This is a genomic window from Marinomonas primoryensis, from assembly GCF_013372285.1.
GTDB classification, from domain to species: domain Bacteria; phylum Pseudomonadota; class Gammaproteobacteria; order Pseudomonadales; family Marinomonadaceae; genus Marinomonas; species Marinomonas primoryensis.
The window spans coordinates 2,844,036-2,868,096 of the sequence record NZ_CP054301.1 but is presented as its reverse complement, the minus strand read 5'-3'; the positions used below and the strand labels follow the sequence as shown (position 1 = coordinate 2,868,096).

At 43.6% G+C, this 24,061-nt stretch carries 20 protein-coding genes and 1 riboswitch; of the genes, 17 read left to right on the top strand and 3 right to left on the bottom strand.

Features of this window, described 5'->3' with window-relative positions; all coding sequences use genetic code 11:
- Position 1: 1 nt before the first annotated feature.
- The 8 genes from MP3633_RS13280 to MP3633_RS13245 all read left to right on the top strand — a co-directional run bounded on the left by MP3633_RS13280 (position 2) and on the right by MP3633_RS13245 (position 8,830).
- Complete coding sequence (locus MP3633_RS13280; RefSeq protein WP_244959643.1) at positions 2-1,006, top strand: RodZ domain-containing protein; 1,005 nt, start codon at positions 2-4, stop codon at positions 1,004-1,006.
- An 8-nt stretch (positions 1,007-1,014) separates the two neighbouring features.
- Positions 1,015-2,127 (top strand): flavodoxin-dependent (E)-4-hydroxy-3-methylbut-2-enyl-diphosphate synthase, encoded by a 1,113-nt coding sequence (ispG, locus tag MP3633_RS13275; RefSeq protein ID WP_112137404.1) that lies wholly within the window; start codon positions 1,015-1,017, stop codon positions 2,125-2,127.
- Positions 2,128-2,136: 9 nt separating this feature from the next.
- Positions 2,137-3,411, top strand: coding sequence for a histidine--tRNA ligase (hisS, locus tag MP3633_RS13270; protein ID WP_176335903.1), 1,275 nt, complete (start codon positions 2,137-2,139; stop codon positions 3,409-3,411).
- A 63-nt stretch (positions 3,412-3,474) separates the two neighbouring features.
- The gene (locus MP3633_RS13265; protein WP_176335902.1) at positions 3,475-4,116 is read left to right on the top strand and encodes a YfgM family protein; all 642 of its coding nucleotides are present in this window, start codon (positions 3,475-3,477) and stop codon (positions 4,114-4,116) included.
- A 2-nt stretch (positions 4,117-4,118) separates the two neighbouring features.
- The gene (gene bamB / locus MP3633_RS13260; RefSeq protein WP_176335901.1) at positions 4,119-5,252 is read left to right on the top strand and encodes an outer membrane protein assembly factor BamB; all 1,134 of its coding nucleotides are present in this window, start codon (positions 4,119-4,121) and stop codon (positions 5,250-5,252) included.
- Between the two features lie 94 nt (positions 5,253-5,346).
- Positions 5,347-6,684: a ribosome biogenesis GTPase Der gene (gene der, locus MP3633_RS13255; RefSeq protein ID WP_112137411.1), complete on the top strand. Its 1,338-nt coding sequence runs from the start codon at positions 5,347-5,349 to the stop codon at positions 6,682-6,684.
- A 197-nt stretch (positions 6,685-6,881) separates the two neighbouring features.
- Positions 6,882-7,787, top strand: coding sequence for a 30S ribosomal protein S6--L-glutamate ligase (gene rimK, locus MP3633_RS13250; RefSeq protein WP_112137413.1), 906 nt, complete (start codon positions 6,882-6,884; stop codon positions 7,785-7,787).
- Positions 7,787-8,830, top strand: a complete 1,044-nt coding sequence (locus MP3633_RS13245; protein WP_112137414.1) for a succinylglutamate desuccinylase/aspartoacylase family protein — start codon at positions 7,787-7,789, stop codon at positions 8,828-8,830. Before rimK ends, MP3633_RS13245 begins: the two co-directional genes overlap by 1 nt.
- Positions 8,831-8,963: 133 nt before the next feature.
- Here the strand turns inward: MP3633_RS13245 and MP3633_RS13240 are convergent, their stop codons facing one another.
- Positions 8,964-11,219: a YgiQ family radical SAM protein gene (locus tag MP3633_RS13240; protein ID WP_112137416.1), complete on the bottom strand. Its 2,256-nt coding sequence runs from the start codon at positions 11,217-11,219 to the stop codon at positions 8,964-8,966.
- 148 nt (positions 11,220-11,367) lie between these two features.
- Positions 11,368-12,123 (bottom strand): class I SAM-dependent methyltransferase, encoded by a 756-nt coding sequence (locus MP3633_RS13235; protein WP_244959641.1) that lies wholly within the window; start codon positions 12,121-12,123, stop codon positions 11,368-11,370.
- A gap of 56 nt (positions 12,124-12,179) precedes the next feature.
- On the opposite strand from MP3633_RS13235, the gene MP3633_RS13230 reads away from it, so the two are divergent.
- The 3 genes from MP3633_RS13230 to MP3633_RS13220 all read left to right on the top strand — a co-directional run bounded on the left by MP3633_RS13230 (position 12,180) and on the right by MP3633_RS13220 (position 14,418).
- Positions 12,180-12,347 (top strand): DUF2496 domain-containing protein, encoded by a 168-nt coding sequence (locus MP3633_RS13230; protein WP_176335900.1) that lies wholly within the window; start codon positions 12,180-12,182, stop codon positions 12,345-12,347.
- A gap of 197 nt (positions 12,348-12,544) precedes the next feature.
- On the top strand, positions 12,545-13,078 hold the full coding sequence (locus MP3633_RS13225) for a DinB family protein (protein WP_176335899.1): 534 nt from the start codon (positions 12,545-12,547) through the stop codon (positions 13,076-13,078).
- An 80-nt stretch (positions 13,079-13,158) separates the two neighbouring features.
- Complete coding sequence (locus tag MP3633_RS13220; RefSeq protein WP_176335898.1) at positions 13,159-14,418, top strand: leucine-rich repeat-containing protein kinase family protein; 1,260 nt, start codon at positions 13,159-13,161, stop codon at positions 14,416-14,418.
- Between the two features lie 78 nt (positions 14,419-14,496).
- Here MP3633_RS13220 and MP3633_RS13215 read toward each other — a convergent pair whose 3' ends face one another.
- Positions 14,497-14,988 (bottom strand): 6,7-dimethyl-8-ribityllumazine synthase, encoded by a 492-nt coding sequence (locus tag MP3633_RS13215; protein ID WP_112137422.1) that lies wholly within the window; start codon positions 14,986-14,988, stop codon positions 14,497-14,499.
- Between the two features lie 119 nt (positions 14,989-15,107).
- A riboswitch (FMN riboswitch) is annotated at positions 15,108-15,259 on the bottom strand.
- Between the two features lie 278 nt (positions 15,260-15,537).
- On the opposite strand from MP3633_RS13215, the gene MP3633_RS13210 reads away from it, so the two are divergent.
- The 6 genes from MP3633_RS13210 (at position 15,538) to MP3633_RS13185 (ending at position 24,029) form a co-directional block, all read left to right on the top strand.
- Positions 15,538-15,903 carry an MliC family protein gene (locus MP3633_RS13210; protein ID WP_162690138.1) on the top strand — a complete coding sequence of 122 codons (366 nt, stop codon included), beginning with the start codon at positions 15,538-15,540 and terminating at the stop codon, positions 15,901-15,903.
- A 120-nt stretch (positions 15,904-16,023) separates the two neighbouring features.
- Positions 16,024-16,800 (top strand): precorrin-3B C(17)-methyltransferase, encoded by a 777-nt coding sequence (gene cobJ / locus MP3633_RS13205; protein ID WP_176335897.1) that lies wholly within the window; start codon positions 16,024-16,026, stop codon positions 16,798-16,800.
- Between the two features lie 29 nt (positions 16,801-16,829).
- Complete coding sequence (gene cobM, locus MP3633_RS13200) at positions 16,830-17,600, top strand: precorrin-4 C(11)-methyltransferase (protein WP_176335896.1); 771 nt, start codon at positions 16,830-16,832, stop codon at positions 17,598-17,600.
- A 41-nt stretch (positions 17,601-17,641) separates the two neighbouring features.
- On the top strand, positions 17,642-18,733 hold the full coding sequence (cobW, locus tag MP3633_RS13195; RefSeq protein WP_176335895.1) for a cobalamin biosynthesis protein CobW: 1,092 nt from the start codon (positions 17,642-17,644) through the stop codon (positions 18,731-18,733).
- Positions 18,734-18,770: 37 nt separating this feature from the next.
- Positions 18,771-22,730: a cobaltochelatase subunit CobN gene (gene cobN / locus MP3633_RS13190; protein ID WP_176335894.1), complete on the top strand. Its 3,960-nt coding sequence runs from the start codon at positions 18,771-18,773 to the stop codon at positions 22,728-22,730.
- Between the two features lie 87 nt (positions 22,731-22,817).
- Positions 22,818-24,029 (top strand): sirohydrochlorin chelatase, encoded by a 1,212-nt coding sequence (locus tag MP3633_RS13185; RefSeq protein WP_176335893.1) that lies wholly within the window; start codon positions 22,818-22,820, stop codon positions 24,027-24,029.
- Positions 24,030-24,061 lie beyond the last annotated feature (32 nt).

Genomic DNA, 24,061 nt, shown 5'->3' with positions numbered 1-24,061 from the left:
CATGACCACTGAAATTCAAACGGATGTTTCTGTAAGTAAAACAAGTACAGATACAATTAATATTGGTAAACGATTAAAAGCAAAAAGACTAGAGCTAGAGTTTGATGAAAGACATGTTGCCACAGCACTAAAAATTCCAATTGATCAAGTGCGTGCGCTTGAAGCCAATAACTTTCAGTTTTTTCGCTCCGTGACATTTGCTCGGGGCTTCCTAAAAAGTTACTGCCGCCTTTTGGGTATAGATCATTCCGAAATGTTACATGCATTTGACGGTGAGCGGGAGGGTGCAGAGTCTACGATCAAACCTGTAGATAAGGTAAATAAGCAAACTCACTTAGGTGATCCGTTTGTTATTTTTATTTCTGTCGTCATTGTTGCTGTTTTGGTTTTCTTGGTTTTTTGGTGGCCTTCTCAATCGAATCAAACAGTGGCAGCTGATGACACAAATGATGAAGTAAGCGAAACGGTTGTGGTTCCAGAAACTGAGACAATTGAACCGGTTTTGAATGAGTCAAGTGAGCCTGTTCCTATTTCTAATGTGTCCAGTTCAAATGCCAGTACAGGAACAACCCTTGAAAGGAATGATTTTGTTGAAGGGAACACTGTTAAGGATGCGAAAACGTCTTCGAATGACGGTGTTGTAACAGGACTTTCAGCAGAGACAATGGCCATTCTAGAAGAAGCCGGTGTTAGCCCTGCTGAAGTCGTAAGGGCAGCCGCTGCGGTTCCGATAGAGCGCATTGTGCCTCCCAAAGCACCTTCTTACTCTAATGATGTTGAAATAGTTTTTGAAGAAGACTGTTGGACTGAAGTACGCGATGCCACAGGAAAAATTTTGTTTTCTGGGGTGAAGTCTGCCGGTAGCAAATTGGCGTTAACAGGCAATGCACCATATAGAGTTGTATTGGGTTACGCCAAGGGTGTGTCATCTTTGAAATACAAAGGTGAAGTCTTCGATTTTTCTTCTTTTACACGTAAAGATTTGGCTCGATTTGAGCTCAAGTAGAGAATCTTATGCATTTTGAATCACCTATTAAACGTCGTCTTTCTCGTCAGATTATGGTGGGAAATGTACCGGTTGGCGGTGGTGCGCCGATCAGTGTTCAGAGTATGACTAACACAGAAACGTGTGATGTTGATGCGACAGTGGCGCAGATTCGCGCCATTGCGAATGCGGGTGCGGATATTGTTCGTGTCTCTATTCCCTCTATGGACGCTGCTGAAGCCTTCAAGAAAATACGCGAAGCCGTTTCGATCCCTCTCGTTGCTGACATCCATTTCGATTATAAGATCGCCCTAAAAGTAGCCGAATATGGGGTTGATTGTTTACGAATTAATCCAGGAAATATCGGTAATAAAGATCGTATTCGCGCCGTTGTAGACTGTGCTCGAGATAAAAATATTCCTATTCGCATCGGTATAAATGCTGGTTCTTTAGAAAAAGATTTGCAGAAAAAATACGGAGAACCAACACCAGATGCTTTGGTTGAATCTGCGTTTCGTCAAATTCAATATTTTGATGAGCTGGACTTTCATGAGTATAAGTTAAGCTTGAAAGCATCCGATATTTTTATGACGGTGGAAGCGTACCGTAAAATAGCTAGCCAGATAGATAATCCATTGCATTTAGGGATTACTGAAGCTGGTGGTTTACGCTCTGGAACGGTGAAATCGTCTATTGGTCTTGGTTTGCTATTGATGGATGGTATTGGTGATACGTTGCGCGTTTCTTTAGCGGCAGATCCTGTGCAAGAAGTTAAAGTGGGTTGGGATATGTTGCGCAGTTTGAAGTTGCGCAGTCGAGGCATTAACTTTATAGCCTGTCCAAGCTGCTCTCGCCAGAATTTTGATGTTATTAAAACCATGAATGAACTAGAAGAGCGCCTTGATGATATCACGACGCCAATGGATGTCGCGGTTATTGGTTGTGTTGTGAATGGTCCTGGTGAAGCAAAAGAAGCGGATATAGGTCTTGCTGGAGGTTCTCCTAATAATCTGATTTATCAAGATGGTAAGCCAAACAGTAAAACAAAGAATGATACGCTCGTTGATGATTTAGAAAAAATGATTCGTGATAAGGCGCTCTTAAAAGAACGAGAATTAGCCAATATCATTGTGAAAATTTAAGGATCTATTGTGGCTCGAAAAATTCAAGCAATCAGGGGAATGAATGACATACTGCCTGATCAGTCTTCTGTTTGGCTGTATTTAGAAAAAACGGTTGCCGATGTTGTTAAGTCTTATGGTTATCAACAGATTCGTTTCCCTATCGTTGAAAATACAGATTTGTTCAAACGTGGTGTTGGCGAAACAACCGATATCGTAGAAAAAGAAATGTATACCTTTGATGATCGTAATGGTGAATCCTTAACCTTACGACCAGAGGGAACCGCAAGTTGTGTTCGTGCGGCAGATCAAGCTGGCTTGTTGTTTAATCAAGTTCAGCGTTTGTGGTACACCGGACCAATGTTTCGTTATGAGCGCCCTCAAAAAGGTCGTTATCGTCAATTTCATCAAATTGGTGTGGAATCTTTTGGTATGGGTTCTGCGGACATTGATGCGGAATTAATTATTTTATCGGCTCGATTGTGGCAGAAGCTAGGCCTTCTGGAGCATGTTGAGTTGCAGTTAAACACTATCGGTTTGTCGACGGAGCGTGAAGCGTTTAAAGTCGCTTTAGTTGAATATTTGACAGAGTTTAAAAATCAGCTAGATGAAGACAGTCAGCGTCGTTTGGTTTCTAACCCATTGCGAATACTAGACTCTAAAGATGAATCAACTCAGTCCGTTCTTAAAGGTGCTCCGAACCTTGAGGACTTTATTGGTGAAGAGTCACAAGTACATTTTGATCGCTTACAAGCGATCTTAAAAGCTAATAATGTGCCGTATATTATCAATCATCGCCTAGTTCGTGGTTTGGATTATTACGGTAAGACCGTTTTTGAATGGGTAACCAGTCACCTCGGCTCGCAAGCCACAATTTGTGCTGGTGGGCGTTATGATGGATTGGTTGAGCAGTTAGGCGGTAAGTCAACGCCAGCGGTGGGTTTTGCGATGGGAATAGAACGCTTGGTTCTTCTTCTTGAAACTTTGGAATTAATTCCAGCTGCCGCCAAATTTTCGACTGATGTGTTTGTTACTAGCATGGGTGATGATGCTGAAATAGCGTCTTTTGTTCTAGCGGAAAGTATTCGTGCAATAGACTCAAGTCGAGTCGTATTACGTCACTGTGGCGGTGGAAGCTTTAAGAGTCAAATGAAAAAAGCCGATAAGTCAGAGGCTCGTTTCACGATTATTTTAGGGCAAAATGAAATTGATCAAGGTGTATGTCTGATCAAAGACATGTCAACAGGTGAGCAGCATGCTTGTTCACTGGGTGATGTCCCAACATACATTGATGACAAATTATAATTTTATTTTACAGAATGTCGCTTTTTATACGATTAAGCGTCATCTTGAACGAGGTACTAATAAGTGGCTGAATTAAAAACTGAAGAAGAACAAATCGAAGCGTTTAAGGCTTGGTGGAAGAAAAATGGTGTGATGTTGATCGTTGCTGTTGCTGTTGCTGCTGGCAGCTATTTTGGTTGGCAAGCTTGGAAAAATAGCCAAGCAAACTACACCAGCGAGGCCTCTGCGCTTTATCAAAACTTAGTTCAAGCCGCTGCAGATTTAAGCGATGAAAATAATCAGAAAACAGTGACCTTTATCGCTCAGCAACTTACTGATGATTATGGTGATACAGGCTATGCCATGTTTGGACAGTTATTTTTGGCTCGTGTAGATGCTGAAAATGGCAAATATGATGAAGCGATCAATGCTTTAGATATTGCCATTACTAAAACACAAGATGTCTCCTTTGTTGCTATTGCGAATCTACGAGTGGCTCGTTTAATGCTTCAAAAAGAAGATTATACAGGGGCTTTGGCTCGTGTAGAAAAGGTATCTGAGGAAGAGTTTGCTACACAGCAACAAGAATTAATGGGCGATATTTTAATATCACAAGGTAAGCGCGATGAAGCGCGTGTCGCTTACCAGAAAGCGAGTGAAGCATTGGGTGCTGGTGTGAACCACCCTTTGCTTGATATTAAACTTAAGGATTTGGTGAAAGGCTAACTATGAGCAAGTCACTTTTTTTCATTGTATTGTTTGCCACTTTAATTATTCAAGGTTGCTCGAATTCGCGTCCGGCTTTACCAGGCCTTCCATCTGTAGAAAGTAAGGTTAAACTTAAGACGGCATGGCGAGCAGGTGTAGATAGTGGTTTTGGTGAGTCTAGTGAGCGCTTTAATCTAGTTGCAGAAGATGGTTCTTTATTTTTTGTAACGAAGAAGGGAACGATTTACGAGCTTGGGCAAAAAAATGGAAAGAAGAAAAGCTCTTTTTCTACCAGCTATAAACCAAGCGCAGGCGTTACACGTCATGGTGACGTTTTGTATTTTGGAACATATGATGCCCAGTTCGTTGCCGTTTCATTAGCGAGCCAATCCGTATTGTGGGAAAAAGTGTTGAGCTCAGAGGTGTTGTCTGAGGCTTCTTATGCCGCAGGTAAATTAGCGATTCAAACTTCCGATGGTTGGTTAAGTGTACTTGATGCAGAAACAGGTGATACTTTGTGGCGAACAAAGGAAGATTTGCCATCTTTGACGGTACGTGGTACAAGCGCACCCATTATTGCTGATGGTAAAGTCGTTGCTGGTTTTGCTGATGGTAAACTGAAGGCGTTTTCTCTACAGGGTGGTGATTTACTTTGGTCTTATGATGTGGGAAAGCCAGAGGGTCGTTATGAGATAGAGCGATTAAGTGACATTGATGGTCGCTTAGTAGTAAAAAACGGCGTTGTTTATGCTGTTGCCTATAATGGTACGCTTGCCGCACTTTCAATTGAAAGCGGTCGTCCACTGTGGCAACGCAGCATTCCTAGTTCAGTCGGTGTCGCTGTAAGGGGAGAGTTGTTGGTTGCTGTTGATATGAAGAGCAAGGTGATTGCTCTGAATGCGAAGAATGGTACTGAAGTATGGGAAAATGCGAATCTTGTAGACCGAGATTTGATTACACCTGAATTTTTCCAAGATTATGTCGCTGTGATGGATCGTGGTGGTTATGTTCATTTACTTGACCTTATAACGGGCGAAGTGGTTGTTCATAAAGTAGCCGATAATGATGTTCCATCGGGTAGTCGCATGGTAGCGAACGACAAGCGATTGTTTATTCTTACGCCGAACTCTAACGTGACGGCATTGAGCTATTGAAATTAATTTTGATTTCTTTTTAGCGATTTTTTTAAGAGGCTGCCATCCCTTATAATAGGGGTGGTGGCCGCTTTGTATTTTTATAGGTAAAAAAATGATTCCAGTTATTGCATTGGTAGGTAGACCCAATGTTGGCAAATCAACGCTCTTCAATCAATTGACGAGATCCCGTGATGCTTTAGTTGCCGATTATCCTGGCTTAACTCGTGACCGTAAATACGGTGATGGTAAGCTTGGTGAGCACGAATTTATTGTGATTGATACTGGTGGTATCAGTGGTGATGAGCAAGGTATTGACGAAAAAATGGCACGCCAGTCTTTGTTGGCGATAGAAGAAGCTGACGCTGTTTTGTTTCTTGTAGACGGTCGTCATGGTTTAAATCCTGCCGATGAAATGATCGCCAACCATTTACGTCGTTCAAATAAAGTGGTTTCTCTTGTTGTCAATAAAACCGATGGTATTAACGAAGACATAGCCTTGGCTGATTTTTATTCGTTAGGTTTTGGTGATTTACATCCGATAGCAGCCTCTCATGGCAAGGGTGTGCACATCTTAATTGATAAGGTGATGTTGCCATTTGCAGAAAGAGTTGAGGAAGCTAAAAACCAAATTAACCTAGAGTCTCGTGGTATTCGTATCGGTGTGGTGGGGCGTCCAAATGTCGGTAAATCAACACTGGTTAACCGCATGTTAGGTGAAGACCGTGTTGTTGTGTTTGATCTACCAGGTACAACTCGTGATAGTGTTTATATTCCTTATACACGTCATGATAAAGAATACACTTTAATTGATACAGCGGGTGTACGTCGTCGTAAGCACGTCAAAGAGGCGGTTGAAAAATTTTCGATTGTTAAGACATTGCAGGCGATCCAAGACGCTAATGTTGTGATTGTGGTTATTGACTCCCATGAGGATTTGGTAGAACAAGATCTTCATATGATTGGTTATGTATTGGATGCTGGCCGTGGTGTAGTGCTTGCCATTAACAAATGGGATGGACTTAAAAAAGACGAACGCGAGCACATTAAGAGTGAAGTTGAGCGTCGCTTGGGTTTTGTGCCTTACGCTAAAGTACATTACATTTCAGCCTTACATGGCACTGGTGTTGGTGATCTATACGACACCATTGAAAGTACTTATGAGTCTTGTTATGCAAAATGGTCGACAAACCGTTTGACGCGTATTTTGGAAGACTCTGTTGCAGAGCATCAGCCTCCAATGGTGAACAGTCGTCGTATCAAGCTAAGATACGCGCACCAAGGTGGGTCTAACCCGCCGCGTATTGTTGTTCACGGCAACCAGACTGATTCTATTCCTGGAAGCTATAAACGCTACCTTGAAAACAAATTCAGAACCGTGCTTAACATCACTGGTACGCCAATTATTTTTGAATTTAAATCGTCTGAAAACCCTTACGCACCAAAAAAATAAACTTTATTTTTGTCTGGTTGCCTAAGAGTCTCCAAATATCTTTGTATAACGAAGGTCTTTGGAGATTTTTTTTGTACAAAATGTATAAAATACCTTTCTAAATTCCAAGTTATTCACTATTCTCGCGCCAATGGCATAAACCTTTTTTAATAAGTATCGCGTTATGCGTGCTTTCTTTTTTTGTTCAAAGGACATCTATGAAAATTGCAATCCTTTCTCGTAATCCTCGGCTCTACTCTACTCGTCGATTGGTTGAGGCTGGTGAAAAGCTCGGTCATGAGATGGATGTTATTGACACGATGCATTGTTACATGGACATCACAAGTAGCAACCCAGTTGTTCGATATGACGGTAAGGCGCTGCCTAAATATGACGCTGTAATCCCTCGAATTGGGGCATCAGTAACTTTTTACGGAACGGCTGTTGTTCGTCAGTTTGAGATGATGGGTACTTACAGCATTAACGAATCTGTCGCGATCAGTCGTTCACGAGATAAGTTAAGATCTTTACAGCTGATGTCGCGTAAAGGGTTGGGTTTGCCAAAAACAGGTTTTGCAAATCATCCTGATAAAATCAGTGATTTACTTAAAAACGTTGGCGGTGCGCCAGTGGTTATTAAGCTTCTTGAAGGAACTCAAGGAATTGGTGTGGTATTGGCTGAGTCCAATAAAACAGCAGAATCTATTATTGAAGCTTTTATGGGCCTAAAGGCAAATATTTTGGTTCAAGAATACATTAAAGAGGCTGGCGGTGCTGATATCCGTTGCTTGGTCGTGGGTGGAAAAGTTATTGCTGCCATGAAGAGACAAGGCGCAGAAGGTGAATTTCGTTCTAATTTGCACCGTGGTGGTACAGCTTCTCTGGTTAAATTATCACCGGAAGAGCGTCGGACGGCCGTAGAAGCGGCCAAAGCGATGGGTCTAAATATGTGTGGTGTGGATATTTTAAGATCTAATAATGGTCCACTAATAATGGAAGTAAATTCTTCGCCAGGTCTAGAGGGTATTGAATCTGCTACTGGAAAAGATGTTGCAGCGATGATTATTGAGCACATTGAAAAAACAGCGTTACTAAGCAGCACTAAGACAAAAGGTAAAGGATAATGGACAGTACTGTTTTAACGATTGGGGGTGTGGATATTCCTTTAGGTGGTACGGCTCGTATCAAGATACCAATGGTTAAGTTATACACAGATACTAATATGTCGATGCCTGTCTTTGTAAAGCGAGGTAAAAAAGCAGGGCCAACTTTATTTATTAGCGCTGCTATTCATGGTGATGAGCTTAATGGTATCGAAATTATCAGCCGTATTATTCAGAGCAAATATTTGAGCAACCTTAGAGGCACCCTTATCGCCGTTCCAATTGTTAACGGCTATGGTGTTTTAAACCAAAGTCGTTATCTACCAGATCGTAGAGATTTAAACCGCTCTTTTCCGGGCTCTAAGAGAGGTTCGCTGGCTGGACGTGTTGCCGATCACTTTTTGAATGAGATCGTAGCTAAGGCAAATTACGGTATAGATCTTCATACAGGCAGTTTGCATCGTACTAATTTACCACAAGTACGAGCGAATCTTGATGATCCAGAAACCTTGGAAATTGCGAAGGCTTTTGGTGTGCCCGTTGTGATGAACTCAAACCTTAGAGATGGCTCATTGCGTGAGTGCGCAAATGATTTTGGTGCTAAGGTTATTTTGTATGAAGCGGGTGAGGCGTTGCGTTTCGATGAATTATCTATTCGCGCTGGTGTAAAAGGTGTTGTCAGTGTTATGAGGCATTTGAGCATGCTGCCTAAATCTCGTAGTAAAAAATCGTTATCTGAGCCAAGAATTGCTCGAAGCAGTAGCTGGGTTAGAGCAACGGATAGCGGCTTTACGACGCATATTAAAGAGCTTGGTGACCTTGTCGAAGCAGGCGAAGTATTGGCAGAAATCAAAGACCCTTACGGTGATATTCTGGATACGGTGCTGTGTAAAAATGGCGGCATTATTATTGGTAAACAAAATATCCCGTTAGCACAAGAAGGCGATGCTATGTACCATATTGCTCACTTCTCTTCACCTGATGAGGTTGCTGGGCATGTTGAGACAATGCACGATGAATTGATGGACAGTGAGGCTTCTCTTAATCTAGTAGATTACGGGTAAGTATTAGCCTCAATCCATATGCCTTATTTATTGTGTTTCTTCGGCTAATTAGGCACTTCTAAAAGACATAAAAAAACGCGTTATGCCGTATGAACATAACGCGTTTTTTTATGTCTTTTAGTTGGCCTATATATTAGCGAGCTTTAATCTTTGTCTTGCGACGCTTCGCTGGATTGGCTGTTTCGCCAGTATTACGGCTACTCGCAGGCTTGCCGCTATTGTTTTTCCGGCGTGCTTTCTCTGCTGCTGTATTTTTTTCCATCGTTGGTCTGTTCGATGTATGTGACGCGCCAGTTGCTTGACCAGGTTTCGCCTTTTGAGGGCGTCGATGAACTTGCTTGTCTTTATCTTCCGCTGGAACCAACTTATTATCACCATGACCTATAAGGTCCGGACGCCCCATTTTGATTAAGGAGTTGCGTAGATCTTGCCAGTTATTTGGATCATGGTAGCGTAAAAAGCCTTTTTGCACCGTGCGCTGCTTAGCATCTTTTGGCGTATAAACGTCTTCACTCTTGTACGTGACGGGTTTTAATGGGTTCTTGCCAGAGTGATACATGGCGGTTGCTAAGGACATAGGTGAAGGGTAAAAAGTTTGCACTTGGTCTGGTTTGAAATCATTGGTTTTCAACCACACGGCAAGGTTCAGCATGTCTTCATCTGAGCTGCCAGGGTGGGCGGCTATGAAGTAAGGAATCAAATGCTGCTTCTTGCCAGCTTCTTTAGAGTACTTATCAAACATGCGTTTGAAGCGATCATAAGTACCCATTCCAGGCTTCATCATTTTTGATAAAGTGCCTTGTTCGGAGTGCTCAGGTGCAATTTTTAACAAGCCACCAACGTGATGAGTAACGAGCTCTCGTACATATTCAGGGTCTTCTACTGCAAGGTCATAACGCAATCCAGAAGCAATGGAAACCGTGTGAATGCCTTCCACTGCACGGGTTTTACGATAGAGCTGAGTGGTTGGGCTGTGATCAGTGTTTAAATTTGAACAGATAGTTGGGTATACACAAGATAGTTTACGACAAGATGCTTGAACTTCATCATCATTGCAATTCAATGTGTACATGTTTGATGTCGGCCCACCAAGGTCAGATATGTGTCCGGTGAAGCCTGGAACCTTGTCTTTTATGTCTTCAATTTCTTTTAGAATAGACTCATGTGAGCGCGATTGAATGACACGACCTTCATGCTCGGTAATTGAGCAAAAGGTGCAACCACCAAAGCAGCCGCGCATGATGTTGATTGATGTCTTAATCATGTCATAAGCGGGAATGCGGGCTTTTTTGTATTTTGGATGCGGCACACGAGCATAAGGCAAATCAAACACGCCATCCATCTCTGGTGTTTCTAATGGAATTGGAGGTGGATTGACCCAAATTTCTTTTTTGCCATGCTTTTGAATTAAAGCGCGGGCATTATGCGGATTAGATTCAAGGTGCAAAATACGTGAAGTGTGCGCGTACAACACAGGATCTTTCGATACTTTTTCGAAAGAAGGCAATCGAATATAGGTTTTTTCTGGATCAAGTTTTTCACCACGACGCAACGGCGCAGGAATTACTCGAATAGGCATTACGTCTGGATCTTCTTCCTTGGTTTGGCATTTGCCTTCAGGAATGTATTCATAGGGACTGTAAATTTGTTCAACTTTGCCTGGCCAGTCAACGCGTGTTGAATCGATTTCTGTGTAGCCACCCGGTGGTGTATTACGAACAATGGTAGTGCCCCGAATATCCGTCAGTTCGTCTAAGGTTTTGCCCATGGCCATCTGGTGCGTAACTTCTAGCATGGCACGCTCAGCGTTTCCGTAAAGCAAAATATCAGCGGTGGAATCGATCAATACTGAGCGGCGGACTTCATCGCTCCAATAATCATATTGTGCAATGCGTCGAAGGCTGGCTTCGATGCCGCCTATCATGACAGGCACATCATGAAACGCTTCTTTACAGCGCTGAGAATACACAATAACGGCACGGTCAGGGCGTTTTCCGCCGACACCATAAGGCGTGTACGCGTCGTCATTACGCACTTTTAAATCTGCGGTATAGCGGTTGATCAAAGAATCCATGTTCCCAGCGGTAATGCCGAAATATAGGTTGGGGCGACCAAGGCGCATGAAATCTTCGGTATTGCGCCAATCTGGCTGATCAATGATACCAACACGATAACCTTGAGCTTCTAATAATCGACCCAGTACCGCCATGCCAAAACTAGGATGATCCACATAGGCATCGCCTGAAACAATGATGACATCGCAACTGTCCCAGCCAAGCGCGTCCATTTCTTCCCTAGTGGTCGGAAGGAAGGGTGAAACACCGTAACACTCAGCCCAATATAATGGGTAAGAAAAGAGTTGTTTGGCGGTTTTATGTCGTTTGATCATTATCTACTCTTGGTATCGGGGATAGTGGCGGTTTTTCATTTCCGCTACTAATGAAGATACATGGATTATCGGTAAAAAATTGTGCCGTATTATCCCAGAAAAAGGCTAGGGTAGACAGTCTAATCTAGACTCCTATCGTCTTTATTATCTATGGTTGAAGGCGCCAAACGCTTTCTTCAAAAGTGGTGTGCCCTTGATCTCTATAATGAGGGTGAGTCAGCGCCAAATTCTCAAAGGCGATTTTTTGTATATTACCTCCCCATAACGACACAACACTTTGTTCGTCAATTGAAAATGGGGGACCTTGTTCATCACCGTCATAATACAGTGAAATTAACAGAACATAGGCTGAAGAGGACAAACGATCAAGTGTGTGACTAACGTAATTGGCGCGTTTTGAATCTGGCATGGCGACCATAGCGGCTCGATCATAGCAAGCATCAAACTCAGTTTCGCTGAATTGGAAGTAATCCCCTTCAACGATACGTAGAGACAAGCCATGAACCGTATGTATTTTTAGTTCCCCCTCGTGGTGTGTGTCATAGGCTAAATCGTTATCGCCTAAAAATTGAATGACTGCTAAAGAGGATAGCTCGACGCCAGTCACTCGATAACCTTGTTCCGCTAACCAAATCATGTCATTGGATTTGCCGCACAGAGGAACGAGAATATGACTGCCTTTTGGCAGCGTGGGCCAAAATTCAATTAACTTTGGGTTAATGCCTTCTAGATGGAAGCCAATACGTCCGGTTTTCCATCGATCCAACCAAAATTCATTTGTAATCACGATCACCTCATTAAAATTGGCTTGTTTAAATTCGATGTGTATTGTATTCGTCTTATTCTGGCTTGAACCATCGGTAGACGACCAAAACCAGTATAAACGTTTGCTTATATTTTTCATTGCCACTTTAGTTCTATTTTACAAACACATCGCTTCATTTTTACTATGGAATTGTTATGTCTTTAGACCTTGCGCCAGATCATATTAAGCTGGCTGTTGATCTTATTGAGCTGCTTGAAAGTCATCAGGTTGAGCCTCATGTGGCGGTGGGTGCGTTAACCATCGTTTTACACGACTTTAAAGAAAAGCAAAATAAGCTTGAAGAAGTAGACAAAGAAAAATAAAAAGAGTTTCTTGAATTGTTTACTCATCCACGATTCTAGCCAAATGATTCAATGAATGGAGTGAAATAAAAATAAGAGGACTTCGTTAACCTTTGGTTACCACGTTGCCACAGCACTTGTCGTTTTTTACACTTATAGATTATGTTTAAACATTGAGTTTATAGCGGCTTGATTATCTTATAAAAAGGCGAATTACTATGTCGGCTAAGGAAAATATGCAGTTGATGGCGTCCTACAACCATTGGATGAATCAAACAATTTATCGGGCGGCTGGCGAGCTTAACGATGTTGATCTTACAGAGAATAAAGGTGCTTTTTTTGGGTCAGTGCTAGGCACGCTTAACCATAATTTGGTCGCGGATATTATTTGGCTAAAGCGTTTTTCGGAGTGCTTTGGTTCGCTTGTTAGTCTCGAATATGTACGAACGTTAGAAAAACCTACTGCGCTAAATGTACTTCTTTTCAAGGACCTTATTCCTCTACGAGAGAGGCGTTTTGAACTAGATAACATCATTATAGCCATGATGGATGAAATAACGGATGAGATGCTAACAATGGCTCTTGGCTATAAAAATACGAAAGGTGTTGAGCATTTACAGCGTTTTGAATTTGTTTTGCAGCACTTTTTTAACCACCAAACGCACCATAGGGGCCAGTTAACCACTTTATTTTCTCAAATGAACATAGAGGTTGGGTTAACTGATTTAGTTACGACCATTCCCAACATGTAATTTACTAAATGGGTTTGCTTCTAGGTAATCGTTGCAAGGTATAATACGCGCAATTAAATCCATTTTAGATGAGTCCTATTTTGCACACACTTGCCCAACTTAACCGCGGAGAACTAAAAGGCGTCGTACGCTTGCAGCTGTCTGAGAATTTGACGACGTTTCCAGAGGCGATTTTTGACCTCGCTGACAGTTTAGAAATTCTAGACCTATCAAATAACAAATTGAGCGTGTTACCGGATGATCTGTCACGCTTAAAAAAACTGCGAATCCTATTTTGTTCGAATAATCGTTTTACAGAGTTACCTGAGGTTTTAGGGGGATGTCAGCAGTTAGAAATGATTGGTTTTAAAAGCAATCAGGTTATTCGAGTGTCTTCTGCTGCGTTACCGTCACGGACTCGCTGGTTAATCCTCACGGATAACCGGATTGAGCAACTTCCAGAAGACATTGGCAGGTTGGAACGCATACAAAAATTGGCATTGGCGGGAAATCGTTTAACCTCGCTTCCAGATTCCATCAAAAATTGCCATAAATTAGAATTGATCAGGTTGTCTGCGAATAGACTTTATGCCTTTCCTGATGTGCTGCTGAGTTTGCCTCGTCTAGCGTGGTTGGCGTTTTCTGGGAATCCATTTTGTGTAGAACGTGATTCTCATGATGAGTTTAAAACAGTGCAGTTTGGTGATTTGGCATTGCATCAAGTGTTAGGGCAGGGGGCGTCAGGTGTTATTTCATTAGCGACTTGGCAGCGTAATACGTTCGACTTTCCAGACACTGTCGCGGTAAAGGTCTTTAAGGGTGAAGTAACCAGTGATGGTTATCCTGAGGATGAGTTGGATGCTTGTTTGGCCGTAGGAAGTCATGACAATTTGGTTAAGCCATTAGCCAAAGTGGTCGATCAGGATTGCTCTGCGCTGGTGATGGAGCTAATTCCTTCGCATTACACAAACTTAGGGCAACCGCCAAGTTTGGTGTCTTGCACGCGAGATACGTTTTTGGCGGGTTTGCAGTTTTCACTTGAAAAGATTGCCTACATTGTCGAACAGGTCGATCGTCTAGTACTTCACTTCTGCGACAAAAAAGTCAGTCATGGTGATTTTTATGCTCACAATATATTGATAAGTGAAGAAGGGCATGTCTTGTTTGGTGATTTTGGAGCCGCGTCAAAATATGGCCATTTGTCAATGGATCAGCAACAAGGCATTGAACAAATAGAGCGACGAGCTCTGGGCTTTTTTATCGATGATATGCTGAGTCTGTGCACTGAAGAGGATAAAGCGAATGAGCTTTATCCGTCGCTAAAGTCTCGTTGCTTAAGTTCTATTACGCTTAAACAATAACAGAGCAAAAAATAGCAGACATAAAAAATGCCTCCTGTTCGTGAGAATAGGGGGCATTTTCAGTTTGAAACCGACGATTTATGACAATGCTTTTGCGTTTTCTGTCAATCGAATGGCTTGGTCGCAAGCATTGGCAAGTTCTAGGCCTTTCTTAACAAAATGGCGGCTAAAATAATTTTTATGCTCGTCATGTTCATGAAAGTTGTGTGGTGTCAGTACAGCGGTTAGTACCGGTGTTTCTGTTTCCAGCTGAACCTGCATTAACGCGCTACATACCGTTTGCGCGACGAAGTCATGGCGATAAATACCACCATCGACAACCAACGCCGTGCCAGCGATGGCAGAATAGAGTCCACTTTTAGCGAGTAATTTTGCTTGCAGTGGAATCTCATAAGCGCCAGGTACAGGGATGACATCAATTAAAGAAGCGTCGTAACCACGCGCGACCAATTCGTTTTTAAAGCCTTCAACGCAATTAAGTACGATGTCTTCATGCCAAGTGGCGTGGAGAATCGCAATACGTTTTGTTGATGGTGTGAAATCAATGTGATTCGTTGAGCTCTGATTCATTATAAAATCCTATAAATATAAGGTGAATCAGGGCGAACGGGCAGGCAAATACACCATAATAACATGGCATACCTTAAATAAGGCGCCGAAAAATACGACACCATTAGAGGTCTTGTCTGACGCGCTCTCTATCATCCGGACTGTAACCGTCGGCTCTGGAGTTACACCAGATCTGCTGACCCTAAAAGAAAGGCTTCTATTAGGCGCTCGCGGGCTTAGAAATAAATTCCTTACCGCCGGTGGGGAATTACACCCCGCCCCGAGAACGAAGTCGGATAAATCCGACTGGTGAAATATACTCGTTTTCATCATTGGCTGTAAAGCGTACCTAGTCTTCAATTGTGGTGATTTTGTGAAATTTAGCTGCTAAGAGTCGCTTAAAGGCCGTTAAGTAACAAAAAATAACCAATAATTGATATTACTCAGTGGAGCTTGTTATCTGGCTCGATATACTATGAACTGATAATATCTGATGAGTTTACTGTAATGACCTATTGGTCAGAAATGGGTGAATTGGACCATTAAAGTTTTAGAATGGAGTCTCATATAATGCATATCCAAAAGTTTTTTTCACAAAGTGTCTTGGTTGGTTTCTCTGTATTGGGCTTGGCTGCTTGTAGCTCAGTAGATAAAGACAGAACAGCGTACGATGACACTTATGAAATAGAAAACACCGAACAAACCAATTCTGCTGTCTATGCTTGTAACGGTATACCTTTAAATATTTATTTTCATGCAGAACAAGCCCAATTATCTTGGAAAGAAAAAACCTATAGACTAACCCATGCGGTGAGTGCCTCTGGCGCATTTTACTTGGGCGAAGGCGTGTCTTTTTGGATTCATGATGATAGCGCTGAATTAGAGTTTAATGACATGGAAAAAGATCATTGCCGCCTTGTTCGTGTCGAGTCCTAGTTCCTTTTACCTGAACATCGCTCACTTTTAATAATGGTGTTTTCATCTCGTCGGATTTGCAATCCGTGTACAATGATGCCATTCGCGTCCTATGGCGCTTGATTATATTGTAGAGATGGCATGAGTAAATTATTTGTGATGGGCATGGGGCCTGGAGATTTAGGCTTGGTGGCGCCGAATGCAACCAAAGCATTGGCGATTTGCAGCGATTGGGTTGCATACGGTTATTATTTAGATTTATTGGGTGAATTAAGCGAAGGAAAAACCTTTCATAATCTTCCTTTAGGCGAAGAAATCGGACGCGCTCGTCTTGCGTTGAGTTTAGCTGCGCAAGGTAAAAATACAGCCTTGATCTCTAGCGGTGACATCGGAATCTATGCGATGGCGACACTCGTCTTTGAACTGCTGGATTTGCAGTTGCAAGGCAAAGAAAACCATCCAGAATGGCTGAATGTGGATATCGAAGTAATCCCTGGTATTTCTGCGATGCAAGCCGGAGCAGGCCGAGTCGGCGCGATGCTTGGCCACGATTTTTGTACTATCTCCCTTTCAGATTTATTAACCCCTTGGGAAACTATCGACAAGCGTCTTCATGCTTGTGGCGCGGGCGACTTTGTCGTGTCTTTTTATAATCCTGTTTCCAAAAAGCGTGACTGGCAACTTAATCACGCTCGTGATGTCCTATTGCAATACCGCCCGGCAAGTACACCTGTGATGATTGGCCGTCAGCTGACGCGACCAGAAGAAGAAATTACCTTTACTACCCTTGGTGAATTGGACGCAAAAGACGTAGATATGTTCACCATGGTGAGCGTGGGGAATTCCGACACCAAACACATTACAAATGGCGAGAAACAGTGGATTTATACGCCACGTGGCTACTCGAAAAAGTTATAAGTCTTTATGACAATTATTAAGAGAACGATATGACGGTTTACTTTATAGGCGCAGGACCTGGCGATCCAGATTTGATGACGATCAAAGCAGTTAAGACAATGGCGCGTTGCCCCGTTATTTTATACGCTGGTTCCTTGATTCCAACTCCAGTTATTGACAGTGTGCGAGAGTCTGCCGAAGCGATTTACGACACCGCCGAAATGAATTTAGATGAAACCACTGCTGTGATCGAAAAGGCGGCTAAAGAAGGCAAAGACGTGGCGCGTTTGCAGTGTGGAGATCCTGCTTTGTACGGTGCTATTGGCGAGCAAATACGTCGCATCGAAGCGTTAGGTATCGATTACGAAGTGATTCCCGGTGTTAGTGCAGTTGCCGCATCGGCGGCCATGTTGAAAAAAGAACTGACGCTTTCCGGTGTATCGCAAACCGTCATCATGACGCGTTATGAAGGTAAAACCCCTTTCCCAGAAAGAGAGCGTTTACCTGCATTGGCGCAGAGTGGTGCGACCTTGGCGATTCACCTTGGTATTACTCGAATTCATAAAATTGTCGAAGAACTCATACCTCATTATGGTGAAGATTGTCCTATTGCTGTGTGTTATCGCACTAGTTGGCCAGATCAAGATTATGTTGTGGGAACGTTAGCGGATATTGTTGCCAAAGTAAGAGAGAAAAAATTCACTCGTACTTGTTTGATACTGGTTGGGAAAGTATTAGACACAGAGGATTTCGCCGATTCTTATTTATACGACAAAGGGCAGGCTCATATCTTCCGTAAGATACATAAGTCTAAAAAATAATAACTTTAAAATACTAAGCCTAAAAGTAAGAAGGATTCATCATGCAGCTTAATAAAATTCCAACAACGATTGTGACTGGCTTTTTGGGCAGTGGCAAAACCACATTATTATCCAATGTTTTAAAACAAGCGGCAGGCAAACGTATCGCCGTGATAGTTAACGAGTTTGGTGAGTTAGACATTGACTCTGATTTATTGCGTTCTTGTCCTTTAGATTGCCCAGAAGGTACGGAAGATGGCCAAGAAGGAGGCCAGCGCAGTGATGATGGGTTTTATGAGCTGGCAAACGGTTGTATTTGCTGCACAGTGGAAGAAGAATTTTTACCTGTGATGAAGCAGCTGGTGGCTCGCCGTGGCGATATCGATCATATCTTGATTGAAACCAGCGGATTGGCGTTGCCAAAGCCGTTAGTGCAGGCCTTTAACTGGCCGGGTATTAAAGAATATTGCACGGTGGATGCAGTGATTACTGTCGTTGATGGCGAAGCCGTTGCGGCAGGTCGCTTTGCCCATGATGAAGACAAAGTACAAGCGCAGCGCGATGCTGATGAAAATCTTGATCATGATCCAAGCTTACAAGAATTATTGGATGATCAATTGAGTGCCGCCGACTTAGTGGTGGTAACGAAAAACGACTTATTAGACGAAGCGGCGCGTGCTCGTGTGCAAGCCATCATCGCCCATAAAGTACTTAACACCGTTAAAACGGTCTATATCGAAAATGGTGAAGCGGCTCTGGATGTTCTACTCGGTATTGATGCCGCCACAGAAAGTCGTATCGACGATGTGCATAACCACCACGATCATCACCATGCACACGGCGGCCATCATGATCATGCCCATGATCACTTTGATTCGTTTGTTGTGACGCTCGGTGAAGTGCAGTCCGATCTTCTGCAAGAAACGCTTTCTCAGTTGGTTGAAGAGCACAATATTTTTCGTGTGAAAGGTTTTGCTGCGGTGCATGGCAAGCCAATGCGTCAGGTTTTTCAAGTTGTCGGCACCCGTTTAGATCGTTATTTTGACCGTCTATGGCAACCAGAAGAAGTGCGTAAAACACAGTTGGTCTTTATTGGTAAAGGCATTACGAAAGAAAAAATTGAAGGCATTTTACACGATGCTTTAAGTGCTTAATTAAAGTGGCATTGATAGGCAATCAAGTGGAGAAAATGTGCATTTACTAGCGGCCAAACCGGGTGGATTTGTTGACGATGAAGGGATTGTCGATTTAGGGCAAACGCCCGCTGATATGGTTATTTTGGCCGCAGCGGATTCTGTATTAGGGGCGCTAGGAAGCGCTCTTGATCAGTTGGTTTTAGTTGAGTCTTCAAGTCGTTCACATGACGCTTCTCTGGAAGTAAGCGATAGCGACCGATTACCGAGTATTCGCCTAGCAAATTGGATGCAGTTGGTAAAACCCGCCGCCTACGATTTGTACGAACATAAGGTGCTAGAACACGCCAAAGTGGTGGTGGTTTCTTTACTCGGTGGTGAGCACTATTGGGCCTACGGGTTCCAGCAGTTACAAGCTTGGTCGAAAGCCAAAAAAGGCCGTACTTTAATCGTCGTACCGGGCGATGACACCCCAGATCCTGCTTTGATGGACGCGTCTAATTGCGATATGGAAGACGCTCACAGAGTGTGGCGCTATTTTCGTGAAAGCGGTCAACGAAACAGTGAGCAATTTTTTCAATTTCTTGCCGCGCAATTTTTTCAAAAAAATATTGATTGGCAAGAACCTGCGCCTTTACCCAGTGCGCTTATTTACTTTAAAGGTAATAGGTCAAATCAAGGTCATGCCTCTAGCTTGAGTGAATGGAAAACGCATCATCATGATGCTTTATCTTATTCGAATGAAGTGAAGAGCCAGTCTGTGGTACTGGTGGTGTTTTATCGATCTCACTTACAAAGCGGAAATACCGCAATGTTTGATGAATTGTTAGACATCATCGAACAAGAAGGTCTTATCCCTTTAGCTGTTGCTGTTAGCTCCTTAAAAGACGATGTATCCGTTGGTTTAATCGAAACACTGGCTGAGCAAACCAACGCAAAAGTCATTTTAAATACCACGGGCTTTGCCGCGAATCGAGTTGGCAGCCCAGATTTGGCCTCTGAGCCAACAGATTTTCAATCCGCCTTTGACTCCCCAATTCCTGTTTTACAATTGATTTTATCCGGCAGTACGCAAGATGACTGGCAGCAGCAGACTCAAGGGTTGCGCAGCCGAGATGTGGCCATGCAAATCGTCTTACCTGAAATGGACGGCCGAATTATTACCCGTGCCGTCAGCTTTAAAGCGTTGAGTCATTACAATGAAACGGCTCAAGTCGATTTGGTACGTTACGAACTTCATCCAGAGCGCGCACGTTTTGTCGCGCAACTGGCGAAGCGTTACGCCACCTTGGCAAGCAAACCAAACACCGAAAAACGCATTGCTTTTGTGCTGGCAAATTACCCAACCAAAGATGGCCGCATTGGCAATGGCGTTGGTTTAGACACGCCTGCGTCAACGGTGAATTTACTCAACGCGTTGGAGTGTGCTGGTTATCCCATTCAAGACATTCCAGCACACGGTAATGCTTTAATCGAAATGTTATTGGGTGCCGTGACAAACAATCCAAACACCTTACACGAACGAGGTTGTTGGCAAAGTTTGTCTTTGGAAGAATATTTGCATCATTTTTATCAGTTGCCGTTAGAGTGCCAGACGGCGGTTTGGGATCGTTGGGGGCCACCAGAAGACGATCATAAATGCCGAGAGCAAGACGGCCAGCGGCGCATCATGTTGGCGGGCATTCGTCTTGGCGAAACCTTTGTTGGTATTCAGCCAGCGCGAGGCTTTAATCTTGATCTTGCTGCAAATTACCATGATCCAGATTTGATTCCCCCTCACAGCTATTTGGCGTTCTATTTTTGGCTGCGTCATGTTTATCAAGTGGATGCCTTTGTGCATGTTGGAAAGCATGGCAATCTCGAATGGTTACCGGGCAAAGGTACGGCCTTATCTGAGTCTTGTTGGCCAGATATCGCACTTGGTCCTATGCCGAATTTTTATCCGTTTATCGTCAATGATCCGGGCGAAGGTGCGCAAGCCAAACGCCGGTCTCAAGCAACGATTATTGATCATTTAATGCCGCCGATGACACGAGCTGAAACTTACGGCGACATGGCTGATCTGGAAAACCTAGTGGACGAATATTACCAAGCCATGGGCATGGATGTTCGCCGCGAAACGTGGCTACGAGAACAAATTCTAAAAAAAGTCCAAGAATCCCATTTGTTAGAAGAGCTTACCATTGTCGAAAATAACGGTGTCGAAGCCAGTAACGACGACTCCGTATTGGAAGGTTTGGATACCTATTTATGTGAGATTAAAGAAGCACAAATTCGTCACGGTTTGCATCGCCTTGGGGAGCTACCCGTAGAAGACAAGTTGGCCGACACGCTGGTGGCGTTATTGCGTTTACCTCGCGGGAACGAGATAACCAGCCAAGGTATTTTGCATGTCTTGATGAAAGACTTTTCTTTGAGTCATCACGGCTTTGATCAGCATGATTTTGACCCTATGCAAAGCCTACGAATGCCTTGGCTGGGTATAAAACCTGACGCATTATTATTAGTGAGTGATGCCGATTGGCGAACCCATGCGGACACCAAAGAGCGGCTCGAATTATTCGCCAAAGACATGATGCAGACGTATTTGATTCAAGGTCATTCTACAGATGAATTGGCAACGTCTTTTCCGCAAACCGCGGTGCTTTTGTCTCATGCTAAAAAGACCTTGATGCTGGCGTTGGAAAAAAGCGCAAACGATGAAATTCAGGCCTTGATTACTGGTTTAGCGGGTGGCTTTATTCCACCGGGGCCAAGCGGTGCGCCAACACGTGGTCGATTAGATACCTTGCCGACAGGGCGTAATTTTTTCTCTGTAGACAACCGAGCGATTCCATCGCCTGCGGCGTGGGCAATTGGTCAGAAATCCGCCGAGGCGTTGATACAGCGACATTTACAAGAGCATGGTGATTATCCGAAAGACCTCGGTTTGTCTGTATGGGGCACGGCGACCATGCGTACCGGTGGCGATGATATCGCGCAAGCGTTTGCACTGATGGGCGTTCGTCCCATTTGGGCGCCGGGTTCGAATCGCGTAACGGATTTTGAAATGCTTTCTTGTATGCAAATGGGGCGTCCCAGAGTGGATGTGACCTTGCGAGTATCGGGTTTTTTCCGTGATGCGTTTGCTAATGTTATGCGGCTTTACGACGCGGCGGTGCAAGCCATCGCAGAGTATGAAGAGCCTGGGAATGGCAATACGATTCGCGCCAATGTTCAAGCGAGAAAACAAACCTTGCTTGGCCAAGGAATGGACGAAGAACAGGCCAGCCGCCAAGCATCTTATCGAGTGTTTGGCAGCAAACCAGGTGCGTACGGCGCAGGCTTACAAGGTTTAATCGATGAGCGTTGTTGGGACACGAAAGCGGACTTAGCCGAAGCGTATGTAAACTGGGGTGGTTACGCTTATGATGGCAACTCTCAATCAGGAAAACAAGACGGCGTAGAAGCAAAATCTGCCTTCGTTGAGCGTTTGTCTCAGCTTGATGTGGTGGTGCAAAATCAAGACAATCGCGAGCACGATATTCTGGATTCCGACGACTATTATCAGTTTCAAGGCGGTATGACTAACGCTGTAACGACGTTTAGTGGGCAAGCGCCGAGTGTTTATCATAGTGATCATTCTAATCCGAGTTCTCCGAAAATTCGTACGCTTAAAGAAGAATTAAATCGTGTCGTTCGATCACGAGTATTGAACCCTAAATGGATCGAAGCCATGCAAACTCATGGTTACAAAGGCGCGTTTGAAATGACCGCTACAGTTGATTATCTGTTCGCCTATGATGCGACGACGGACCTAGTCGCCGATTATCAATATGAACAGGTGACCGATCGTTTGTTACTTGACCCAGACAACCAAGCGTTTATGCGCGATAATAATTCTCACGCCTTGGAAGAAATGGGCGAGCGTCTTTTAGAAGCGATTCAACGTGGTATGTGGCAGAACGCAGAAGGCCACAGAGAAAAAATTCAGTCTTTGTTGCTTGATTTAGATCAGCAACAAGAGCAACGTCAGTGATTTATCATCAGGAAGCTTGGGCAGAAGTTTGTTGATAATTAAGTTAACGACTGACGATAATCAGAGTCGATACAAAAGAGAGAGACAATGAGCAATACAACACCAGTCAAAAAACAAGGCATTATGATTTGTGGTCACGGTAGCCGTGATAAAGACGCAGAGCGTGAATTTGGTTTAGTCGCAAAAGGGTTAAAAGAGCGTTTCCCACACCTACCTGTTGAATACGGTTTTTTGGAGTTTTCCGCACCGAATATTCACATGGGACTCAACAGCTTATTGTCGCAAGGTGTTGAAGAAATTTACGCCGTGCCGGGCATGTTGTTTGCTGCGACACACGCGAAAAACGACATTCCTTCTGTACTGACGACGTACGAAGAAAAGAACGCCGGTTTACACATTACTTATGGTCGTGAACTTGGTTTACAAGACGACATGATAGAAGCCTTCCAAGCGCGCATTTATGAATCGCTTGGGCTTGATCCACAAAATCCACCAGAAAACCTATACGACACATTATTAGTCGTTGTGGGTCGCGGAACTTCTGATACATCCGCTAATGCGGAAGCGGCGAAACTGACACGCATCGTCAGTGAAAACATGGGCTTTGGTTGGTCGGATACCGTGTATTCTGGCGTGACTTACCCGTCTGTGGGCGTAGGCTTAGAAAACCTAATGAAGTTGGGCTATAAACGCATTGTTGTTGCGCCTTACTTTTTATTCACCGGTCGATTAATCAAACGTATTCAAGGTTATGTGGACAAAGTGGCGCAAACCAACCCAACGATTGAATTCATTCAAACGCCTTACTTGAGCGATCATCCAAGAGTTATCGACGCTTTTCAGCATCGAGTAGAAGAAATTATGGAAGGCGAGTTGCAAACCGGCGAAGAAACCTTGATGAGTTCTTTCAAGCGCCGTCTTGCTGCTGGCGAAGTCGATGTTCATCACCATCACGCCGAATTTGTTGATCCTCAAGACGATACGCAAGGTTTGTCTGATTTTGACCTTAAACACGCGGTGGTGTCGACGGGGGGCACTTCTCACTCTTCCGTATTGAAACCTCATGGTCATAGTCATGGTCATTCCCATAGTCACGACCATGGGCACTCCCACGATCATGGACACGGACATTCACACGGCGTTTACAAACACATCGGTCACCCAATGGGACCAAGAACCATGATAGGTGAAGGTATCTGTTGTTGCTTCATGGGGCAGTTCACCGATGAAATTCTAGAAGAAGAAAAAGACAAGATAGACGGGGACTGCACTAAAACGGCTTTTGCTCACCGTAAGTAATGCTGTTTATTTATTCACTTTAATATGAGATA

Excerpts from the sequence above, each read along its gene's own strand:
- MP3633_RS13280 (WP_244959643.1), top strand. The coding sequence starts at position 2 with ATGACCACTGAAATTCAAACGGATGTTTCTGTAAGTAAAACAAGTACA.
- ispG (WP_112137404.1), top strand. The coding sequence starts at position 1,015 with ATGCATTTTGAATCACCTATTAAACGTCGTCTTTCTCGTCAGATTATG.
- bamB (WP_176335901.1), top strand. The coding sequence starts at position 4,119 with ATGAGCAAGTCACTTTTTTTCATTGTATTGTTTGCCACTTTAATTATT.
- der (WP_112137411.1), top strand. The coding sequence starts at position 5,347 with ATGATTCCAGTTATTGCATTGGTAGGTAGACCCAATGTTGGCAAATCA.
- rimK (WP_112137413.1), top strand. The coding sequence starts at position 6,882 with ATGAAAATTGCAATCCTTTCTCGTAATCCTCGGCTCTACTCTACTCGT.
- MP3633_RS13245 (WP_112137414.1), top strand. The coding sequence starts at position 7,787 with ATGGACAGTACTGTTTTAACGATTGGGGGTGTGGATATTCCTTTAGGT.
- MP3633_RS13240 (WP_112137416.1), bottom strand. The coding sequence starts at position 11,219 with ATGATCAAACGACATAAAACCGCCAAACAACTCTTTTCTTACCCATTA.
- MP3633_RS13235 (WP_244959641.1), bottom strand. The coding sequence starts at position 12,123 with ATGAAAAATATAAGCAAACGTTTATACTGGTTTTGGTCGTCTACCGAT.
- MP3633_RS13230 (WP_176335900.1), top strand. The coding sequence starts at position 12,180 with ATGTCTTTAGACCTTGCGCCAGATCATATTAAGCTGGCTGTTGATCTT.
- MP3633_RS13225 (WP_176335899.1), top strand. The coding sequence starts at position 12,545 with ATGTCGGCTAAGGAAAATATGCAGTTGATGGCGTCCTACAACCATTGG.
- MP3633_RS13215 (WP_112137422.1), bottom strand. The coding sequence starts at position 14,988 with ATGAATCAGAGCTCAACGAATCACATTGATTTCACACCATCAACAAAA.
- MP3633_RS13210 (WP_162690138.1), top strand. The coding sequence starts at position 15,538 with ATGCATATCCAAAAGTTTTTTTCACAAAGTGTCTTGGTTGGTTTCTCT.
- cobJ (WP_176335897.1), top strand. The coding sequence starts at position 16,024 with ATGAGTAAATTATTTGTGATGGGCATGGGGCCTGGAGATTTAGGCTTG.
- cobM (WP_176335896.1), top strand. The coding sequence starts at position 16,830 with ATGACGGTTTACTTTATAGGCGCAGGACCTGGCGATCCAGATTTGATG.
- cobW (WP_176335895.1), top strand. The coding sequence starts at position 17,642 with ATGCAGCTTAATAAAATTCCAACAACGATTGTGACTGGCTTTTTGGGC.
- MP3633_RS13185 (WP_176335893.1), top strand. The coding sequence starts at position 22,818 with ATGAGCAATACAACACCAGTCAAAAAACAAGGCATTATGATTTGTGGT.